Origin of the sequence: Constrictibacter sp. MBR-5 (assembly GCF_040549485.1) — a bacterium.
Classification (GTDB): Bacteria; Pseudomonadota; Alphaproteobacteria; order JAJUGE01; family JAJUGE01; genus Constrictibacter.
Map to the genome: position 1 here is coordinate 127,820 of NZ_JBEPTK010000002.1, position 18,637 is coordinate 146,456.

The 18,637-nt window shown below is 71.1% G+C and carries 11 protein-coding genes; 6 read left to right on the top strand and 5 right to left on the bottom strand.

Annotated elements, in window-relative coordinates; translation table 11 throughout:
* The first annotated feature begins 39 nt into the window (after positions 1-39).
* From ABIE65_RS04590 to ABIE65_RS04610, 5 genes are all read left to right on the top strand, one after another.
* On the top strand, positions 40-696 hold the full coding sequence (locus tag ABIE65_RS04590) for a protein-L-isoaspartate O-methyltransferase family protein (protein ID WP_354075901.1): 657 nt from the start codon (positions 40-42) through the stop codon (positions 694-696).
* 33 nt (positions 697-729) lie between these two features.
* Positions 730-2,133, top strand: coding sequence for a TolC family outer membrane protein (locus ABIE65_RS04595; protein ID WP_354075902.1), 1,404 nt, complete (start codon positions 730-732; stop codon positions 2,131-2,133).
* Positions 2,134-2,181: 48 nt separating this feature from the next.
* Complete coding sequence (locus tag ABIE65_RS04600) at positions 2,182-2,892, top strand: DUF2497 domain-containing protein (protein ID WP_354075903.1); 711 nt, start codon at positions 2,182-2,184, stop codon at positions 2,890-2,892.
* Between the two features lie 163 nt (positions 2,893-3,055).
* Complete coding sequence (locus ABIE65_RS04605) at positions 3,056-5,734, top strand: valine--tRNA ligase (protein ID WP_354075904.1); 2,679 nt, start codon at positions 3,056-3,058, stop codon at positions 5,732-5,734.
* 283 nt (positions 5,735-6,017) lie between these two features.
* Positions 6,018-7,259, top strand: coding sequence for an MFS transporter (locus ABIE65_RS04610; protein ID WP_354075905.1), 1,242 nt, complete (start codon positions 6,018-6,020; stop codon positions 7,257-7,259).
* A 99-nt stretch (positions 7,260-7,358) separates the two neighbouring features.
* On the opposite strand, the gene ABIE65_RS04615 is transcribed toward ABIE65_RS04610, so the two are convergent.
* The 4 genes from ABIE65_RS04615 to ABIE65_RS04630 all read right to left on the bottom strand — a co-directional run bounded on the left by ABIE65_RS04615 (position 7,359) and on the right by ABIE65_RS04630 (position 15,512).
* Entirely contained in the window at positions 7,359-7,649 is a 291-nt protein-coding gene (locus tag ABIE65_RS04615; RefSeq protein ID WP_354075906.1) for a PIN domain-containing protein, read from the bottom strand.
* Complete coding sequence (locus ABIE65_RS04620; protein WP_354075908.1) at positions 7,646-7,960, bottom strand: AbrB/MazE/SpoVT family DNA-binding domain-containing protein; 315 nt, start codon at positions 7,958-7,960, stop codon at positions 7,646-7,648. The genes ABIE65_RS04615 and ABIE65_RS04620 overlap by 4 nt, the downstream gene beginning before the upstream one ends.
* Before the next feature lie 98 nt (positions 7,961-8,058).
* Positions 8,059-10,203 carry a penicillin-binding protein 1C gene (gene pbpC, locus ABIE65_RS04625; protein ID WP_354075909.1) on the bottom strand — a complete coding sequence of 715 codons (2,145 nt, stop codon included), beginning with the start codon at positions 10,201-10,203 and terminating at the stop codon, positions 8,059-8,061.
* Positions 10,200-15,512 (bottom strand): alpha-2-macroglobulin family protein, encoded by a 5,313-nt coding sequence (locus ABIE65_RS04630; RefSeq protein WP_354075910.1) that lies wholly within the window; start codon positions 15,510-15,512, stop codon positions 10,200-10,202. Before ABIE65_RS04630 ends, pbpC begins: the two co-directional genes overlap by 4 nt.
* 228 nt (positions 15,513-15,740) lie before the next feature.
* Between ABIE65_RS04630 and ABIE65_RS04635 the strand changes: the two genes are divergently transcribed.
* Complete coding sequence (locus ABIE65_RS04635; RefSeq protein ID WP_354075911.1) at positions 15,741-16,844, top strand: sensor histidine kinase; 1,104 nt, start codon at positions 15,741-15,743, stop codon at positions 16,842-16,844.
* A gap of 1,139 nt (positions 16,845-17,983) precedes the next feature.
* Here ABIE65_RS04635 and ABIE65_RS04640 read toward each other — a convergent pair.
* Positions 17,984-18,595 carry a hypothetical protein gene (locus tag ABIE65_RS04640; RefSeq protein ID WP_354075913.1) on the bottom strand — a complete coding sequence of 204 codons (612 nt, stop codon included), beginning with the start codon at positions 18,593-18,595 and terminating at the stop codon, positions 17,984-17,986.
* Between the last annotated feature and the right edge of the window lie 42 nt (positions 18,596-18,637).

Consider the following 18,637-nt stretch of genomic DNA (forward strand, 5'->3'; position numbering starts at 1 on the left):
GGGCGTGCGTCGCACGCGTCCGACGGAGACAGGTTCGGGATGACCGACTACGCCGCGGCACGGCTCAACATGGTCGAGAGCCAGATCCGCGCCAACAATGTGACCGACCCGCCCGTGGTCGATGCCTTCATGTCCGTTCCGCGCGAGATGTTCGTGCCGAAGACGATGCGGGGCGTGGCCTATGTCGACGAGGATCTCTCCCTCGGCGACGGGCGCTACCTGATCGAGCCGATGGTCCTGGCGCGTCTCGTCCAGCTCGGGCAGGTGGGGCCGGAGGATCTGGTCCTCGACGTCGGCTCCGCCACCGGCTACTCGACCGCCGTCCTGGCGCGGCTCGCGGCCGCCGTCGTCGGCGTGGAGGCCGACGAGCAGATGGTCCAGGCAGCGACCGCGAATCTCGGCCAGCTCGGCATCGACAATGCGGTCTTCGTGCGCGGGCCGCTCGAAGCCGGCTACGCCAAGCAGGCGCCGTACAACGTGATCATCTTCCAGGGCGCCATCGACGAGGTGCCGCCGGCGATCGCCGACCAGCTCGCCGAGGGCGGACGCCTCGTCGCCGTGGTGCGCCAGCCGCGCGGCATGGGTCTCGGTACGCTGTTCATGCGCGAGCACGGCACGCTGTCCGGCCGTGCGGCCTTCGATGCGGCGACGCCGCTGCTGCCCGGCTTCGCCCGCAAGCCGGCCTTCGTGTTCTAGGTCATGACGACGCAACGTGCGGAGCGGGAACCCATGCAGCAGGCTCGGAGCGGCAGTCTGAAGCGCCTGCGGAGCATGGGCGTCGCCTCCGCGATCGCCATCGCCGCTTTCGCGGCGATGCCCGCCCACGCCGACAACCTGGTCGAGGCGTGGGTGCGGGCCTACCAGTCGAACCCGACCATCGATGCGCAGCGCGCCGCCCTGCGCGCCGCCGACGAGCGCGTCAGCCAGGCGCTCTCCGGCTGGCGGCCCTTCGTCACGGGCAGCGGCTCGGCCGGGATCGCCGACGTCGACAGCAATCTCGGCACGACCAGTACCGACAGCCAGCTCTACCCGTCGCGCGTGGCGCTCAGCCTTCAGCAGCCGGTCTATCGCGGCGGCCGTACCGTCGCCGGCACCGACCGCGCCGAGAGCGATGTCCAGGCACAGCGCGCCCAGCTGCTCGACACCGAGCAGCAAGTCTTCCTGGACGTCGGCACGGCCTACATGAACGTGCTGCGCGACCAGGCGGTCGTCGAGCTGAACGAGAACAACGTCCGGGTGCTCGACCGCCAGTACGACGCGACGAACGACCGTTTCTCGGTCGGCGAGGTGACCCGCACCGACGTGGCGCTCGCCCAGGCGGCGACCGCGCGCGCCCGTGCCGACCTGACCCGCGCCCAGGGCAACCTGGAGGTTAGCCGCGCGAACTACGAGCGGCTCGTCGGCGATCTGCCGGGCCGGCTGGAGCAGCCGCCGGCGATCCTCGACGTTCCCCGCACGAAGGCCGCCGCACTCGAGGCCGCCCAGGCCGACAATCCGACCGTGCTCGCCGCGACCTTCTCCGAACAGGCGGCGCTGGCGAACGTCCGCCTCGTCGAGGGTGAACTGCTGCCGACGGTGAACCTGACGGCATCCTTGTCCCGCGACTGGGATTCCCAGGCGCGCGACAGCCGTATCGACCAGGGCAGGATCGCCGGCGAGCTGACGGTGCCGCTCTACCAGGGCGGCGGCGTGGCGGCGCGTGTCCGCGAGGCCAAGCAGCTCGCCGGCCAGCAGCGGACCCGTGCCGAGGAGGCGCGCCGCGCGGTCGTCGAGGCCGCGACCCAGGCCTGGGAGAGCCTGGAGAGTGCCCGCGCCCGGATCCGCTCGCTCGAGGCCGAGATCGAGGCCTCGAAGATCGCCCTCGAAGGCACGCAGCAGGAGGCGCTGGTCGGAACCCGCACCGTCCTCGACGTGTTGGACGCCGAGCAGTCGCTGCTCGACGCGCGCGTCAACCTGGTGAGCTCGCAGCGCGATCTGGCGGTGGCCGCTTTCCAGCTGGCGTCGGCGAGCGGCCGGCTGACGGCAGAAAGACTTCGTTTACCAATCGCGTACTACGATCCTACCGAATATCACGAGGCGGCGCGCAACAAGTGGTGGGGAACCACACCGCCACCTGCCACTCCGACGCGCTGACCTCCGAAGGGCGGCCGGCGGTCGCCATAACGGAGCGAGTGTCGACCAATGAGCCAAGCGAAGGCGGCAGCCCAGTCAGAGCCGAGCATGGAGGAGATTCTCGCCTCCATCCGGCGGATCATCTCCGAAGAGGGCACCGATGCCGCCCCGGAGGGTGAGGCTGCCGGCGCCGGTGCCGCTTCGGCCGACGCCGCCGATCCGGCCGACGACGTCCTGGAACTGACCGAGGTCGTAGAGGAGCCGCCGCCCCCACCGGCGCCGAAGAAACCCGCTCCCGCACCGGCGCCCGCCGCGGCGTCGCAGGACGACATCGACGCCATCATGAACGGCATGTTCGACGAGCCGGCGGCGCCAGAAGCCGAGCCCGAAGCCGAGCCCGCCGACGAACCGGAACCCGAAGCCGCCTTCGAGCCGGAACCCGCGCCGGAGCCGGAGCCCGAACCCGTCGCCGCCGCGCCCGAGCCGACGCGTCCCGTGTTGCGCGCCGTCGAGAGCACGCCGGCGATGCCCGACATGGAGCGCATCGTCTCCGACGCCGCCGCCGGTGCCGCCTCCGCGGCCTTCGCCGGTCTCGCCGGCGTGCGCCGCAGCCATCCCGACGGCTGGCCGATCGGCATGGGCCACACGGTCGAAGACCTGGTGCGCGAACTGATGCGTCCCATGCTGAAGGAATGGCTCGACGCCAACCTGCCCGGCATCGTCGACCGCCTGGTCCGCCAGGAGATCGAGCGCATCGCCCGCAACGTCGACGCTGCCTGATTCGCTTTGCCGAACCGCACGGCCGCCCCGCGCTCGCGACGGCCGTCGTCGCTCCCCATATGACGCCGCGCCCGCAGGCTTGACCCGCGGCGCGGCTTCGTGCTTTCAGCCGGGGTTCCGCGCCCGCCGACCAGGCCCGCGGCCGTGGTCCAGGGGAAGCCGGATGTCCGACGCGCCGAACAAGCTAGACAAGACGTACAGCCCGCAGGAGATCGAAGCCCGCCAGTACGACCGGTGGGAGCGCTCCGGCGCCTTCGCGTCGGACGTGGGCTCGAACGCCGTCCCCTACACCGTCATGATGCCGCCGCCGAACGTCACCGGCAGCCTGCACATGGGCCACGCGCTCAACCATACGATCCAGGACATCCTCGTCCGCTGGGAGCGCATGCGCGGCCGCGACGCGCTCTGGCAGCCGGGCACCGACCATGCCGGCATCGCCACCCAGATGGTCGTCGAGCGCCAGCTCGGCGAGCAGGGCAAGTCGCGCAAGGATCTCGGCCGCGAGGCCTTCGTCGCGCGCGTCTGGGAGTGGAAGGCCGAGTCGGGCGGCATGATCACCCGCCAGCTGCGCCGCCTGGGCGATTCGACTGACTGGTCGCGCGAGCGCTTCACCATGGACGAGGGCCTGTCCGCCGCCGTTCTGAAGGTGTTCGTCGAACTCTACCGCCAGGGCCTGATCTACAAGGACAAGCGCCTCGTCAACTGGGACCTGAAGCTGGAGACGGCGATCTCCGACCTGGAGGTCCAGCCGCGCGAGACCAAGGGCAACCTGTGGTACTTCCGCTATCCGGTCGAGGGCGAGGCTGGCCGCTTCATCACCGTGGCGACCACCCGGCCGGAGACGATGCTGGGCGATACCGCCGTCGCCGTGCATCCCGAGGACCCGCGCTACATCGACCTCGTCGGCAGGTTCTGCGTCCTGCCGCTGGTCGGCCGCCGCATCGCCATCGTGGCCGACGAATACGCCGACCCGGCCCAGGGCTCGGGTGCCGTGAAAATCACCCCCGCCCACGACTTCAACGACTTCGAGGTCGGCCGCCGGCACGGGCTGGAGATGATCAGCGTCATCGACCTCCAGGGCCGCATCAACGAGAACGCGCCGGAGAAATATCGCGGCCTCGACCGGTTCGAGGCGCGCAAGCTGGTGGTCGCCGACATGGAAGCGGCCGAACTGCTGGAGAAGGTCGAGCCGCACACGCACATGGTGCCGTTCGGCGACCGCGGCGGCGTGCCGATCGAGCCGCTGCTGACCGAGCAGTGGTACGCCGACGCCGCGACCCTGGCGAAGCCGGCGATCGAGGCGGTGGAGACCGGCCGCACGCGCTTCGTGCCCGAGGCGGCGACCAAGACCTATTACGACTGGATGCGCAACATCCAGCCCTGGTGCATCTCGCGCCAGCTCTGGTGGGGGCATCGCATCCCCGCCTGGTACGGTCCAGACGGCGAGATCTTCGTCGCCTACGACGACGCCGAGGCCGCGGCCCTCGCCGAGAAGCACTACGGCAAGGCCGTGCCGCTGGAGCGCGACCCCGACGTGCTCGACACCTGGTTCTCCTCGGCGCTCTGGCCGTTCTCGACCCTCGGCTGGCCCGAGGATCGTCCCGAGGTCGCGCGCTACTATCCCGGCGACGTGCTCGTCACCGGCTGGGACATCCTGTTCTTCTGGGTCGCCCGCATGATGATGATGGGCATCCACTTCATGGGCGAGGTGCCGTTCCGCACCGTCTATCTGCACGGTCTGGTGCGCGACCAGCACGGCCAGAAGATGTCGAAGTCGAAGGGGAACGTCATGGACCCCCTCGACCTGATCGAGAAGTACGGCGCCGACGCGCTACGCTTCATGTTCGCTTCGGCGTCGGCCGTCGGCGGCCGCGACGTGAAGGTCTCCGACGCCCGCGTCGAAGGCTATCGCAACTTCGCCACCAAGCTCTGGAATGCCGCCCGCTTCTGCGAGATGAACGGCTGCGCGCCAAAGCCGGGCTTCGAGCCGCTGTTCGTCAAGCAGACGGTCAACCGCTGGATCGTCGGCAAGACGGCCGAGACTGGCCGCCAGGTCGATGCCGCCCTCGGCGAGTACCGCTTCAACGAGGCCGCCGCCGCCCTCTACCAGTTCACCTGGGGCACCTTCTGCGACTGGTACATCGAGTTCGCCAAGCCCGTCCTGCTCGGCGACGACGCGGCGGCCAAGGCGGAAACCCAGGCGACCGCGGCCTGGACGCTCGGCCGCATCCTCGTCCTGCTGCACCCCTTCATGCCCTTCGTCACCGAGGAACTGGCCGAGAAGCTCGGCTACGGCCATCCGCATGGCCTGATCCGCGCCGCGTGGCCGGAATGGGACGACGCGCTGGTCGACGCCGGTGCCGCGGCGGAAATGGACTGGGTCATCCGCTTCGTCAGCGAAATCCGCGGCGTGCGCTCGGAAATGAACGTGCCGCCGGGTGCGAAGATCGAGGCGCTGCTCCAGGGCGCCTCCGGCGAAACCCTGCGCCGCCTCGACACCAACCGCGACCTCGTCTCGCGCCTCGCGCGTCTCGAAACCGTGGCGCCGCTCGCCGGCGATCCGCCCAAGGGTGCGGTGCAGGTCGTGGTCGACGAATGCACGATCGTTCTGCCGCTCGCCGGCGTCATCGACATCGCCGCGGAACGTGCCCGCCTGGAGCGCGAGATCGGCAAGATCGACGGGGAGATCCGCAAGATCGACGGCAAACTCGGCAACGAGGCCTTCGTCGCCAAGGCGCCGCGCGAGGTGGTCGAGGAACAGCAGGAGCGCCGCGAAGACTTCACCGCCACCCGCGAACGGCTCCAGGCCGCGCTGGCGCGGTTGCTGACGGGCGACGATTGAGCATCGCGACCATTCCTACGACGGACCCCGTTCGAGGCTCACGCTCCCGAACGGGGCGGCGGCAGTCACCGACTGTCATTGCCGGGCTCGACCCGGCAACCAGGGGCTAGCGCCCAGGCATTGGCCCCCAGTTGACAGGCTGATGCCGCTGGCCAATCGTTCGCCGCGACGGCTCACCCGGCGTACAGGCGTGCGCGGGCAGGCCGCACCCGGTCCGGCGACGCGGCTGGCCGGCAACACCGAAAGCCCGTAAGGGCACACGACACCGGAAGCGCCCGTTTCCATGCGATACAGCGACAAGGCCGGGGCCCTGCACGGGTCGACGCGCCGCGATCTCTTCCTTCTCGCCTGCTGCCAGGCGGTGGGGCAGGCCTGCAACACGATGATGTTCGCGGCGACCGCGCTCTCCGTCGTCACCTTCTACGCCCACAAGGATCTGGCGACTCTGCCGATCACCATGCAGCACATCGGCGTGATGCTGTGGGTGTTTCCGGCCGCCCTGCTGATGCAGCGCAGGGGCCGGCGTTTCGGCTTCCGGGTCGGCTCGGTCTTCGGCATGGTCGGCGGCGCGACGGTCGCCTGGGGCCTGCACATCGCCAGCTTCCCGCTGATGTGCGTCGGCGGCCTGATCCTGGGCTATGCCGTCTCCTGCCTGCAGATGTATCGCTTCGCCGCCGCCGAACTGGTGCCGGTGTCGCAGCGGGCGAAGGGCATCGCCTGGGTGACGGCGGGCGGCGTCGCGGCCGGCTTCATCGGGCCCAGCCTCGTGCGCTGGACACACGACCAGTGGATGCCGCTCTATCAGGCCACCTTCATCGCCATGATCGGCATGCACTTCGTCGTCTTTGTGGTGATGTCCTTCATCCGCTTTCCCGCGCCGCGCGGCGCGGCGGCCATGCCCTATGCCGGCGCTCCGGGCAGCGACGACGAGCCGCCGCGGCCGCTGGCGCAGATCGCCGCCCAGCCGCGCTTCATCGCCGCCGTCGTCGCGGCGATGGTCGCCTTCGGCACCATGTCCTTCCTGATGGGCGCGTCGCCGCTCGCGATCGTCGCCTGCGGCCTGCCGCACACCGAGGCGCACTGGGTGATCTTCCTGCACGTCATGGGGATGTTCGTGCCGTCCTTCTTCTCCGGCAACCTGATCGTGCGCTATGGCATGGCCCAGGTGATGATGTGGGGAATCGTGCTCATGGTCCTCGGCGTCGCCGCCGGCCTGCACGGCCTGACCGACTGGCACTTCCGTATCGCGCTGATGCTCAACGGCGTCGGCTGGAACTTCCTCTTCGTCGGCGCCACCACCCTGGTCACCACCTGCTACCGCCCCAGCGAGCGCGGCAAGACCCAGGCGATGAACGACTTCCTCATCTTCGGCACCACCGCCGCCGCCAGCTTCCTCGCCGGCTATCTCCAGCAACATTTCGGCTGGCACCCGCTCAACTGGTTCTCGCTGGTCCTGCTGTCGGCCGCCGTGGTGTCAGTCGGCTGGCTCTGGATGCAGGGCGACGAGCGGAACGCGGCGGCCTGAGCTAACGGAGCAATGTGACGCGCAGCCCCGCCGAGTCGGCGACCCGCTGCCATGCGCGGTCAGCCGTCAGGACGTCGGCATCATTGATTTGCGCGAGCGCTAGGCACGACCGATCGCCGAGTGACAGACCGGCCTTCGGGTGACGCTGGCGAGCCTGCCTGCCGCTATCGCCTGTGGCTGGTCGAACGGCACGATCTCGATTCCCGTTTCCGCGAAGAAGGCGTCGATCGCCGCCGTCGCCATCTCTCTGATCGTCGCATAGGTATAGACCTCGGCGACGTTCACCGTACTGATCAGAGCGTCGTCCAATCTGTCGAATACGGCATCGCCGCCCGCCTCGCCGAGAATCGCGGCGAGGATGGCGGACGCATCCATCACGACGCTACTCACCGCTTTCGCGCCTTTGTCTCCTCATCTGCCCGTTCGGAGGCCCGCCAATCGACGAAGTCCGCGACGCTCGCTTTCTCGGCGAGGCCGCTGGATCGGGCGAGGGCGCGGATCCGCTCCTTGACCTCGGTCATGGTCCGGATCCGGATGGCGCCGTCGACGACCTCGATCGATACCGGGCCGCCGCGTTCGAGGCCCACCGCCCGCCGCAAGTCGGCTGGCAGGCTCAACCTGCCTGACTCGCTCACCTGCCCTCGGACGCTTCTGGCGGATGTTGTCGCGTCGGACGCGGGGCGCTTACGCAAGGCGGTCATCGGAACATCCCTCGTCGGCCGTTCGATCTGGAGAAGATAGGCATCGTTGGTGCGTATTCGCCAGTGGATCCGCCGTCGCGGTGGCAGCAGCGGTAATGCTACCGGACCGACGCTTCCGAGCCCTGGGGAATGAAAACGCCGTCGGGATCAGGGGCTACCATGATCAGTCCGATTCCGGCCACGCGAGAACCCTCGCGCTTCACCCGCACGTCCAGCGCCTCCGATCTCCCGTCGGCGTCGACCACGACGACCCGGTGGAAGCCCGGTCCGTCCGGGCGCCAGAGCGCGCCGCGGCGGTACGCCGCCGATTCGACCGGCCGTCCGTCCACCAGCCAGCGCAGCGGCCGCCGGCCGCCGGCGGCGCGCAGTGCGACCTCCTGGGCGCCCTCGGCGGACAGCGTCACCGTGGCGCCGTTCGCCGGCGCCAGCACCTGGAGCCGGTCCGGCCGCTCCACGGCACCGGGGGCGCGCAGGGCGTCGCCGACGCTGAAGCGGGCGAGGGCAGGGGGTGCCGCTCCCGTCAGCGCCGCGTTCTCGTGCCGAGCCGGCGGCGCCACTGGCAGCAGGTCGAACACGCGCATCAGGATCGGCGCCGCCGTCTCCAGGCCGTAGGTGCCGGGCATCGGCGTGCCGTCCGGCCGGCCGACCCAGACACCGACGGTGTGGTCCGCCGTGAACCCGACCGCCCAGGAATCGCGGAAGCCGAACGACGTCCCCGTCTTGAAGGCGATGCCGGCGGCGCGCGCGTCGGCGAGGCGCGGCGACCCCGTCGGCAGCGACGTGCCGCGCAGGATCTCCGCCACTTGCGCCGCCGCCGCGGACGACATCAGCCGGTAGGCAACGCCCGGCGCCTGATCCAGCCGCGTGCGCAACGGCCGTACCTCGCCGCCGGTCGCGAGGCCGGCGAACAGCGCCGTCACGTCGCTCAGGCTGATCGCCGCACCGCCCAGCACGATCGGCAGGTGCGCGCGGCCCGCCCCCGCCGGCAGGTGCAGCACCGCCCCGGACCGGCGCAGCGCGTCGGCGAACTTCAGCGTGCCGACCTCGCTCAGCACCGCCACCGCCGGAATGTTCAGCGAGCGCTGCAGTGCCTCGGCGACAGTCAGGTCGCCGCGGTGGCGATGGTCGAAGTTCGCCGGCTCGTAGGCGCCGAAGCGCGTCGGCACGTCGGCGACGATGGTCCGCGGATGCACGATCCGCGCATCGAACGCCATGCCGTAGACGAAGGGTTTCAGCACCGAGCCGGGCGACCGCGCCGCGTCCGCGAGGTTGACGAAGCCCGCCCGGCGCGCGTCGAGCAGGCCGAGCCCGCCGACATGGGCGACGACCGACCGGTCGCGATTGTCGACCACCAGGATCGCCGTCGAAACCGCATCGCCCAGCGGCTCGACCGCACGCTGCGCCAGGGCTTCGACCGCCGCCTGCAGCCGGCCGTCGATGGTGGTGCGGACGGTCCCCGCCGCCCCGCGCGCCAGGCCGGCCGCGACCCGCGGCGCCAGCATCGGCAGGCCACGCTCCGTCAGGCGCACCGGCTCGGCCAGCGCCTCGGCGGCGACCGTCGGCCCCAGCGCATCCGCCACGCGCGCCAGCACCTTGTCGCGTGCCGCCTGCGCCGCCGCGGAGTGCCGGTCGGGGCGCAGCCGCGTCGGCGACTGCGGCAATGCCACCAGCAGCGCCGCCTCGGCCGGGGTCAGCGCGCTCGCCGGCTTGCCGAAATAGACCAGCGCCGCCGCCCGCACCCCCTCCACCGGCCCGCCGAACGGCGCCAGCGTCAGGTACATGCCCAGGATCTCGTCCTTGGAATGGTGCAGTTCGAGCTGCACGGCGCGCAGTGCCTCGACCGCCTTGGCGCCGAGCGTCCGCGGTCGCGGCTCGAGCAGGCGCACCACCTGCTGCGTCAGGGTGGAGGCGCCCGACACGGTCCGCCCGGCCATCAGGTTCTGACCCGCCGCCCGCGCGATGGCGAGCGGGTCGACGCCCAGGTGCCGGTCGAACCGCCCGTCCTCGAAGCCCTTCAGCGCCGCCAGATAGTGCGGCGGCACGTCCGCCACCGTCGCCGGCAGCCGCCAGCGTCCCTCGCCGTTGGTGAACAGGCGCAGCAGCCTGCCCTCCCGGTCCTCCACCGCCACCGACACGTCGGTGAGCGCCGACAGGTCCGGCGGAAACGCCCGGTCGAGCGCGGCGAGCCCGCCTGCCGCGAGGGCGGCGAGGGCCGCGCCGATCGCGGCCGCTCTCGGCCTCACGGCAGCACGGCGATCCGCCCGGCGGCCTGGCGGGCGAAGAAGGTCGGCCGGTACATGTCGGCCATCGCGGCCCCCGGCAGTTCGTAGCGGCCCGGCGTCACCGCCCGCACCATGAAGGCGAGCCGCACCTTCGGGCTGTCGGGCGTCAGGTTCACCGCCGCCACGTACCGGTCGTCGCGCGCCTCCGCCGCCTCGGGCTCGGACAGGTCGCCCAGCCACTCGTAGCCCGTCGCCGGATCGCCGGAGAGGCGGATCGTCTCGATCTCCCACCCGGCCGGCAGGCCGTGCGTCAGCAGGGCGCGGTGCTCGACGCCCGTCTGCGCCTCGGCCTCCAGCAGGACGACGAACTTGTCGTTGCGGTGCACCGCGTCGAGGTTCGTCGGCAGGCCGTCCAGGTTCAGGAACTTGCGCGACACGCGCATGCCGTTGCGCTGGGCCGGTTGCGGCGTCGCGGGCACGCCGGTGAAGGTCGCCCCCTGCCACAGCGGCGTCGCTCCGGCGTTGCGCAGCGTCACCCGGTCCTGGGGCGTCGCTACCGCCGGCACGATCAGCGCCGGGTCGGGCAGGGTGCGCACCGTGCCGTCGACGGCGAGGCTGATCGCCGTTTGCCCGGCCCTTTCGCTCCTGGCCGCGCGCAGCATCCAGGCCTGTTCCTGGGTGCTGGTCTGGTCGGCGACGTTGGTGCCGACCGGCAGCAGGGCGATCAGCTCCGGCAGCCGCTCCGGCAGAACGCCCGCCTCGCGCATCAGCACGACAAGCGCCGCCGCGTCGCGCACCGTCGAGCCGTAGTCGACCGTCCAGTGCTCGCGCGCCGTCTTGTCGAGGGCGGAGGCGAAGGCGCTGCGCGCGCGGTCCATGTCGCCGCCGCGTGCCAGTGCGGCCCCCAGCTGGCCCTTGGCGAGCGGCGTCGGCATCCGCTCCAGCAGCGCGTCGTGATAGTAGCGCAGCGCCGGCATGCGCGCCGATCCGGACAGCGACAGCACGTAGAGCGCATAGGCGCGTACCGCGAGCGCCTCCGCCGGGCCGCCGCCCTCCTCGGTCTGCAGCCGTAGCCACGCCAGCCCGTCGCGCCACGGCGCTTCGGGGACGGGGTGGCCGGCATCGCGCGCCCGCGTCAGGAACTCCATCGCATAGGCGGTCGCCCAGGCGTCCTCGCTGCCGCGCGCGCTCCACAGGCCGAAGGCGCCGTCGTAGCGCTGCATGTCGAGCACCCGCCCGACCGCCTCGTCGACGTCCACATCGATGTCGAAGTCCTGCGACGCCAGCATCGGGAACGCCCGGCTGACCGTCTGCTCCAGGCATCCATAGGCCCAGCGGTCGAGCGCCCGCGACAGGCCCGCCACGTCGATGCGCGGCCCGTTGCCGTAGGTGAGCGACAGGCCGCCGGTGCCGGGGACGTAGCCCGCCAGCATCGATCCTTCCGCGCCGAACGTCTCGCCCGGATGCAGCTGCGACGTCTCCAGGCGCGTCTCCGCCGGCCGTGCCGGCCGCACAGTGATTTGCCAGTCGCGCGTGATGTCGAGCCCGCCCGGCCCCGTCGCGTGCAGCACGATCCGGCCGATCCCGGCACCCGTGCCGTTCAGGCCGAGTTCCACCGTCCGCCGCTCGTCCTTCGCCAGGTCCGCCGTCACCGGCAGCGTGCCCGGAAGCGTACCCGTCAGCGCCACCGGCCCCTCGGTCCGCATCTCGACCTTATACGACCTTGCCTCGCCCTCGACATTGTGCAGCGACAGGGTCAGGCGGCTCTCGTCGCCCGGCGCCAGGAAGCGCGGCATGCTCGCCTCGGCGACCAGCGGGTCGCGCACGATCGTCGCGGCCTCGCCGCCGCCGACCCCGGCCACCGACCACGCCACCGCGATCAGCCTGAGCCGGCCGTTGAAGTCCGGAATGTCGAGCGCCACCGTCGCGTTGCCGCCGGCATCCAGCTGCACCGGTCCGCTGAACAGCGCCACCGTGCGCGTCGGCACGGCGGGCAGCGAACGGCCCAGCCCGGCCTCGTCGCCGCCCTGGCGGATGTCGCCGACGGGCGCCCCGGTCCACTCGATCAGCCGGCCGTAATCGTCGCGGATGTCGAGGCCCAGGCTGCGCTTGCCGAAATAATGCGCCTGCGGCGCCGGCGTCTCGAAGTCGGTCAGCTGCAGGATGCCCTCGTCGACCGCGGCCAGCGTCACGAACGCCCTACCGTCGCCGATATCGCCCTTCACGGCGATCGGCACCTGCATCGGCCGGCGCGGACGCACCTGCTCGGGCGCGTTCACCGCCACCTCCAGCCGCCGCCCGCCGGGATCGACCCCGACCCAGGCGAGGCCGACGGCGCGCACCGGCGCCCGCGGCTGGTCCTTGACCAGCGGCCGGAAGATCGTCGCGGTCACGTAGGCGCCGGGCCCCCAGTCGGCCGACACCGGGATCTCCAGCGTCGCCCCCTCGGCCGGGATCGCCTGCTGCCGCACCAAGTGTACCGTGTCCGTCGCCACCGTGAGCAGCAGCTCGCCGGCGAAGGGCGGCTCGATCCGCACCGACGCCGTCTCGCCCGGCGCGTAGCGCTCGCGCTCGACGAAGACACCGGCGCGGTCCGGGCGCTCGGCGTCGTCGGGGCCGACGGCCCAGCCGGAGGCGAAGCGCACGCTCGTCGCCGCCTTGCCGGCACCGCCGAAGACCTCGACGCGATAGCGCCCCCACGGCAGCGTCCCGACCGCCACCTCCGCCGGCTCGGTGGCATTCACCGCCAGCGTCCCGCCGCGCAGCCGCTCGTCGCGCGTCACCGGCTGATAGCGCGCGGTGCCGTCGGAGGAGACGAGCTGCCATGAGGTCTTTTCCTCGTAGAGCTCCCATGTCAGCTCGGGTGCCGCGATGCGCGTGCCGCCGCCGTCGACGGCGATCACGTCGAACGCCGCTTCGCTGCCCTCGGCGATCCGCCCCTCGCGGAAGCGCGGCGCCACGCCGATTAGCATCGGCTGCAGCCGCACCGGCAGGCTCAGGGTCTGGCGCGTCGGCCGGCCGCCCGGCTCCGACACCTCGACCCGCACCGTGGCCTTCAGCGGCAGCGTCGTGTCCGGCGACCCGCTCAGCAGCACCGGGATCGACGATTTGCCCTCCGCATCGGTCGTCGGGAAGGGGAGGTCCTGCTGGCGTGCCGGGAAGCTCTCCTGCACCAGCCCGAATCGATAGTCCTCATGCTGCGGGAAGGGGGCCGGGTCCGGCTCGATCACCATCTCCGCCGCACCGTCCAGGTCGGCCGCCGGCGGACCGTAGAGGAACGTCGCCGTCGCCGTCACGGTCACCGCGCGGTCCGGCTCGATCGCCGCGGCCGGGGTCGCCAGTTCGACCTTCAGCCGCTCCGGCACGAAATCCTCGACGTGGAAGCCCAGCCGGCCCAGCGGCTCGCCCTCCGGGTCGATGCGCGCCTCGACCATCCACCCGCCCAGCGGCGCGGTGTCGGCCAGTTCGATTGCGGTCACGGCGCCGCCCGCCTGCCGGTCGTTCAGCACGATGCGGCGGAACAGGCTGCCGTTCGGCCGGCGCACGTCCAGCGTGACGGGCAGGTCCTCGACCGCCGCGACCGTCTCGTCGCGCAGCATGGTACCCAGGTGCACCGTCTCGCCGGGGCGGTAGACGCCGCGATCGCTCCACAGGAAGGCGTCCAGCGGCCCCGGTGCCGGCCGGCCCTCGACGCCGCGGTCACTCAGGTCGAAGGCGGCCCGCGTCAGGTCGAGCAGCATGAAGGCGCCGCCCGCGCCATAGGCCATGACGGCCGCCGGCGCGTTGCCGCGTTCGCCGCGCATCAGCGCGCCGGCGAATGCGGCCTTGCCCTCGGCGTCGGTCTTCGCCTCGCCCAGCACCTCGTTGTTGCGCGCGATCAGCCGCACGTCGATGTCGTCCAGCGGCTGCGCCGTCTCCAGCGAGCGCGCGAAGACATGCAGCGCGTCGCGCCCGGCCAGCGTCGTCAGCCCGATGTCGGACACCACGACCCACTGCGTCGCGACGTTCCACTGCTGCGTTCCCGGCACGCCGTCGGCCGGCTCCGCCGTGACGACGTAGATGCCGGGCCGCTTGCGGTCCAGCACCTGGCCCAGCGGGAAGGCGGTGCGTACCTGCCGGTTCCGCTCGGCGGCGGCCACCGCCATGCTGCCCTTCCAGACCAACTCGCCCTTGCCCTCGGCGATCTCCTCCGCCGACCAGCGCGACAGGTTGGTCAGGAAGTCGTTGGCGACGATCGGGTCGACGGCGCTCCGGTCGTTGATGCGATACACGGTCACGTCGACACGCTCGACGTTGACGGTCGCGACCGGGAGGCCGTCGCCGACCGGCGGCAGGATGAAGGTGCTGCCGGTGAACGCGACCGAGGGCGCCCGGTGGCCCATGCGCACCGTCTGCCGCTCGGCCGTCTTCAGTGTCAGGCCGTCGGCGGCGGGCAGGCCCTCGCGCAGTTCGACCCTGTAGGTCCGGCCGTGTTCGAACCCGGCGAGGCAGAGGCTCTCGCCGCTCGCCTCGGCCGACACGCGCGTCTCGGGCTCGATCCGCACGAAGTCCTCGAAGCGCACGTCGCGCGCCGTGCTCAGCGGATCGGCGAAGTCGAAGCAGGCGCGCGGCGGCGTGCTCTCCGGGTCGGTGCGCAACCCGCGCAGCTGCAGCCCGACCTGCCGGCGCAGCGTCAGCACCCGCGACGCCAGGTCCGCATCGCCCGGATCCTGCGCGAACGCCTCCTTGAAGGCGTCCAGCGCCTGCCCGGGCCGGTTCATCCGGTCCTGCAGCAGCGTGCCGATGCGCACCAGCGCGGCCGTGTTCGCCTCGACCGTCTCGGCATAGACATAGGCCAGCCACGAGGCCTGCAGCGCCTGCGCGGCGAGCGCCTCGGCGCCCTGCGCCTGGGTGGGGGCAGGGGCAGAAGGCTTCGCACCCGGCTTCGCCGCCGGCGGCTTGTCTCCGGGCACCGGTGCCGCGGCCTTCGCCAGCGCGTCGGCCAGCGCCGCCCAGGTCTCGCCGTCGCCCGCCCCGGCGCGGATCGCGTCGGCGAAGGCGGCGGCCGCCGCCTGCCAGTTGCCGGCCTTCGCCGCCGTCGCCGCCTTGGCCTTGGCCGCGGTCTGGGCCTGCACGCTCGGCTGCGGCGGTGCCTTCTCCAGGATCTGCCGTTCGTAGCGCTCGGCGTCCGCTGGCAGGCCGGGCAGGTCGAGCGCCGATGCTGACGTCGCCAGCAGCGGCACCAGCATCAGCCCCGCCGCGAGCGTCAGGCCGCGATGCCGCAGGCGATCGCCGGCCCGCAGCAGGAAAGCGTGAACGGCACCGGCGAGACTCGTGGCTGAACGCGGCATGGTCTGCTTCCCCTCGACGATCGCGGCAGTCTATCGCCGCGTCCGGGGCGAGGCACGCACCCCACGCACGCGCCGGCGGGCCGCGCGTGCAATTCCGTCCATTGTGTCCGCATCGCCGCTGGCCCGTTCGGCGGCGGTCGGATGCGGGCGCGATTATTAACATTAGTTGCTATAAATGCGGGCTCATTAACCGGCTGAAAGCGATTGGGCGCGTAAACAAGCAGGGAAATGATCGCGCACGCCACATTCTCGCCGCAGGATACCGTCGCCGACGACGCCAGGACGGCGCTCGCGGCTGAGCGCCCGACGCCGAAGTTCGGCCGGATCAATCGGTTCTTCGGCCGCTTGGGCATGGCGGGCGCGACGGCGCTGTTGACGGTCTCCGCGGTGGTCGCGGCGGAACTCCTGCATGCCGTGCTTGCGGCTGCGCGCGGCGTGACGCTCGACGTCGGTATGTTGCTGGAGGTCGCGTTCGTCGCGACCGGAGTGTCGCTGCCGGTCATCCTCTATGCGCAGTCGATCATCCGTAGGCTCGCCGCCGCTCGCCGCGGTGAGAAGGCGATGGTCCGGCGGCTCGCGCTGGCGCTCGATGCGGCCGAGCAGGCGAATCGCAGCAAGTCCGATTTCCTCGCCAACATGAGCCACGAGTTGCGCACGCCGCTCAACGCGGTCATCGGCTTCTCCGAGGTCATCCGCGACCAGCATCTCGGTGCGGTCGGGAATTCGCGCTACGTCGAGTATGCCGGCGACATCAACGACAGCGCCCAGCACCTGCTCTCGATCATCGACGACGTGCTGGACCTGTCGCGCATCCAGGCGGGGCACGGCCTCGCCCAGGCCGAGAACGAGTTCGCCGTCGCCGACCTCCTGTCGGCCGTCGGCCGGATGATCCGTCCGCTCGCCGCCCGCGAGGGTGTCAAGTTGGTGATCGACCCCTGTCCGCCGGACCTGCGTCTGGTCGCACCGGAGCGCATGGTGCGTCAGTCGCTGCTCAACATCATCGGCAACGCCGTGAAGTTTACCCCGCGTGGCGGCTGCGTGACGGTCGGCCTCGCCCTGCGCGACGGAACGCTGGAACTGTCGGTGTCCGACACGGGCATCGGCATGACGCCCGCGCAGATCGTCACCGCGCTCACGCCGTTCGGCCGGGTCGAGAATCCGCTCAGCGCACGCCACGCCGGCACCGGGCTCGGCTTGCCGCTCGCCAAGGCGATGATCGAGATGCAGGGCGGCACCCTCCGCATCGACAGCATTCCCGACAAGGGCACCACGGTCCTGTTGACCTTCCCGTCCATGCCCCTCGCCGGCGAGGGGCCGTCCGCCCCGCGCTGAGGCGCAGGCATCGTCCGGACCGGCGGCGACGGATCGCGGCGGGTCGGACGGCGACGACCGGCGGACGCGCCGATCGGATTACGCCGAACGGCCGCGATACGACCGTTTCGGCACGGCCAAATGTCCAGACGTGTCGCCGCCCTTCACTTGCACCTCCCTATTTTTGGGGTATCGACCGCCCGATGCCGCTCGGGTCAGATGTCCATGCGTCGTCGGCGCAGGAAGCGTCAGCGGCGCATGAAGCTCCCGTCTCCCACCCCTCCCCTGGCCCCCCGGGGGAGGGGCTCCCTTTTTGGGGCCCCGCCGCTGCCCGCGTCGTGCCACGCCGTCATTGCGAGCGCACCGAAGCAATCCAGGGCCCGCGCACCCACCTTCAAAGTCGCTTGCACTGTCGCCGCGGTCGCATTGGGCGTGATCGGATGCGTACCTTCGCCCCGGTCTGGGCGTTATCGATAGAGGATAGCGGCGTTCAATACTCAGGTGGCCGCAGGCTGCGGAGTTCACACTTCGCATATTCTCCGGCGTCACTCACATACTTCTTCAGCTCGTCCGCATACACGCGGGCGTCCTTGATGTATTCCCTGACCGCCTTCTTGAAGCTCGATATTACCCAAGCTTCGCATGTATGGGTTCGGTTCCGCTCGTCCACACATGACGGTATCGAGGGCTTCGACGGTTTGGACCGCGCAGACGGAGGGGACGGCTCCCTACAGTACGCCGCTGCGGGACCGGACGCCGCTATCGCGAGCGCGCATACAGCTAGTGCGAAGCAACCTTTACGCATGGTGTGTCGCCGCTGTCTTCATCATCGATGCTCCCTTCTCAACCGCACCCTGGGACCACCGCCGTTCTCCACGGTGAACGCGACGCCGGCGGATTCCAGGCGAGCGCCCCCGGCACCCTGACCCACGACGACAAGCGCCATGACACGACCCTGCTCGCCGCCCTGAACAGCCGGCCCTGGACGTGATCCGGGGCCTGGAGGGCATAAACCGTTGGGTTGTGACCACCAGCTCGCCGTCCCCTCCCTGGATATTCGGGACTGGAGCCGAAATCGCGCTTGGTGTGACTGCTACAACATTCCGTCTTTTCCCGCCGTTGGCCTGCGCTCTGACCGCAGGCCGTTCCGACGTATGCGATCAGATTTCCCGGCCGCCCGCAGCGAGGCAGTCGCCGCGGGTGCGCGACATGGCCAGGTCGCCCGTCTGACAGACCACGGCTTCGTCGGGATCGCCCGCGCTCGCTGCCGGTGCTGCCGCCGCAGCGGGCGTTGCCGTCGCAGCGGGCGTGGCCGGTGCCGAGGCGGGGGCGGCCGGATCGACCGGCACGACTGCCAGGGCGGGAGCCGCCGCCGCGGCGTCGGGGGCCGGCGCCGTCGCCTGCATCATCGGCGGTGGTGCGTTGCACTGCTTCACCGTGATGTTCTGCTCGAGTGCGTCGTGCTGCCCCTTCAGCTGGCCGAGTTCTTCCTTGCGGTCCTTGGTGGCCGCCAGGGCGATCAATGCCGGCCAGAAGACGATCGCGCCGATGGCCACCATCGCGGTGTCGGTATTGGCGTTCTCGCGCTGCAGGTCCGATACCCGCGTCACTTCCGAAGAAATGCGGGCCTTCTCGTCGAAGAGCTGCGGGCAGCTCCAGTTTCCATAGGTGTTCGGGCTGACGTACCGGGCCTCGATAGAGTCCGGAGAGGACGCACAGCTCACCTGCGCAAGAGCGAATGCTCCCGCGACGACGCGTGTCACGACTTTCATTGTACCCCCAAAGCAACCTGCACGCTGCAGGCACAACCAAAA

Bases quoted from the DNA above. Each gene is read 5' to 3' on its own strand.
- ABIE65_RS04590 (WP_354075901.1), top strand. From the start codon at position 40: ATGACCGACTACGCCGCGGCACGGCTCAACATGGTCGAGAGCCAGATC.
- ABIE65_RS04595 (WP_354075902.1), top strand. From the start codon at position 730: ATGCAGCAGGCTCGGAGCGGCAGTCTGAAGCGCCTGCGGAGCATGGGC.
- ABIE65_RS04600 (WP_354075903.1), top strand. From the start codon at position 2,182: ATGAGCCAAGCGAAGGCGGCAGCCCAGTCAGAGCCGAGCATGGAGGAG.
- ABIE65_RS04605 (WP_354075904.1), top strand. From the start codon at position 3,056: ATGTCCGACGCGCCGAACAAGCTAGACAAGACGTACAGCCCGCAGGAG.
- ABIE65_RS04610 (WP_354075905.1), top strand. From the start codon at position 6,018: ATGCGATACAGCGACAAGGCCGGGGCCCTGCACGGGTCGACGCGCCGC.
- ABIE65_RS04620 (WP_354075908.1), bottom strand. From the start codon at position 7,960: ATGACCGCCTTGCGTAAGCGCCCCGCGTCCGACGCGACAACATCCGCC.
- ABIE65_RS04630 (WP_354075910.1), bottom strand. From the start codon at position 15,512: ATGCCGCGTTCAGCCACGAGTCTCGCCGGTGCCGTTCACGCTTTCCTG.
- ABIE65_RS04635 (WP_354075911.1), top strand. From the start codon at position 15,741: ATGATCGCGCACGCCACATTCTCGCCGCAGGATACCGTCGCCGACGAC.
- ABIE65_RS04640 (WP_354075913.1), bottom strand. From the start codon at position 18,595: ATGAAAGTCGTGACACGCGTCGTCGCGGGAGCATTCGCTCTTGCGCAG.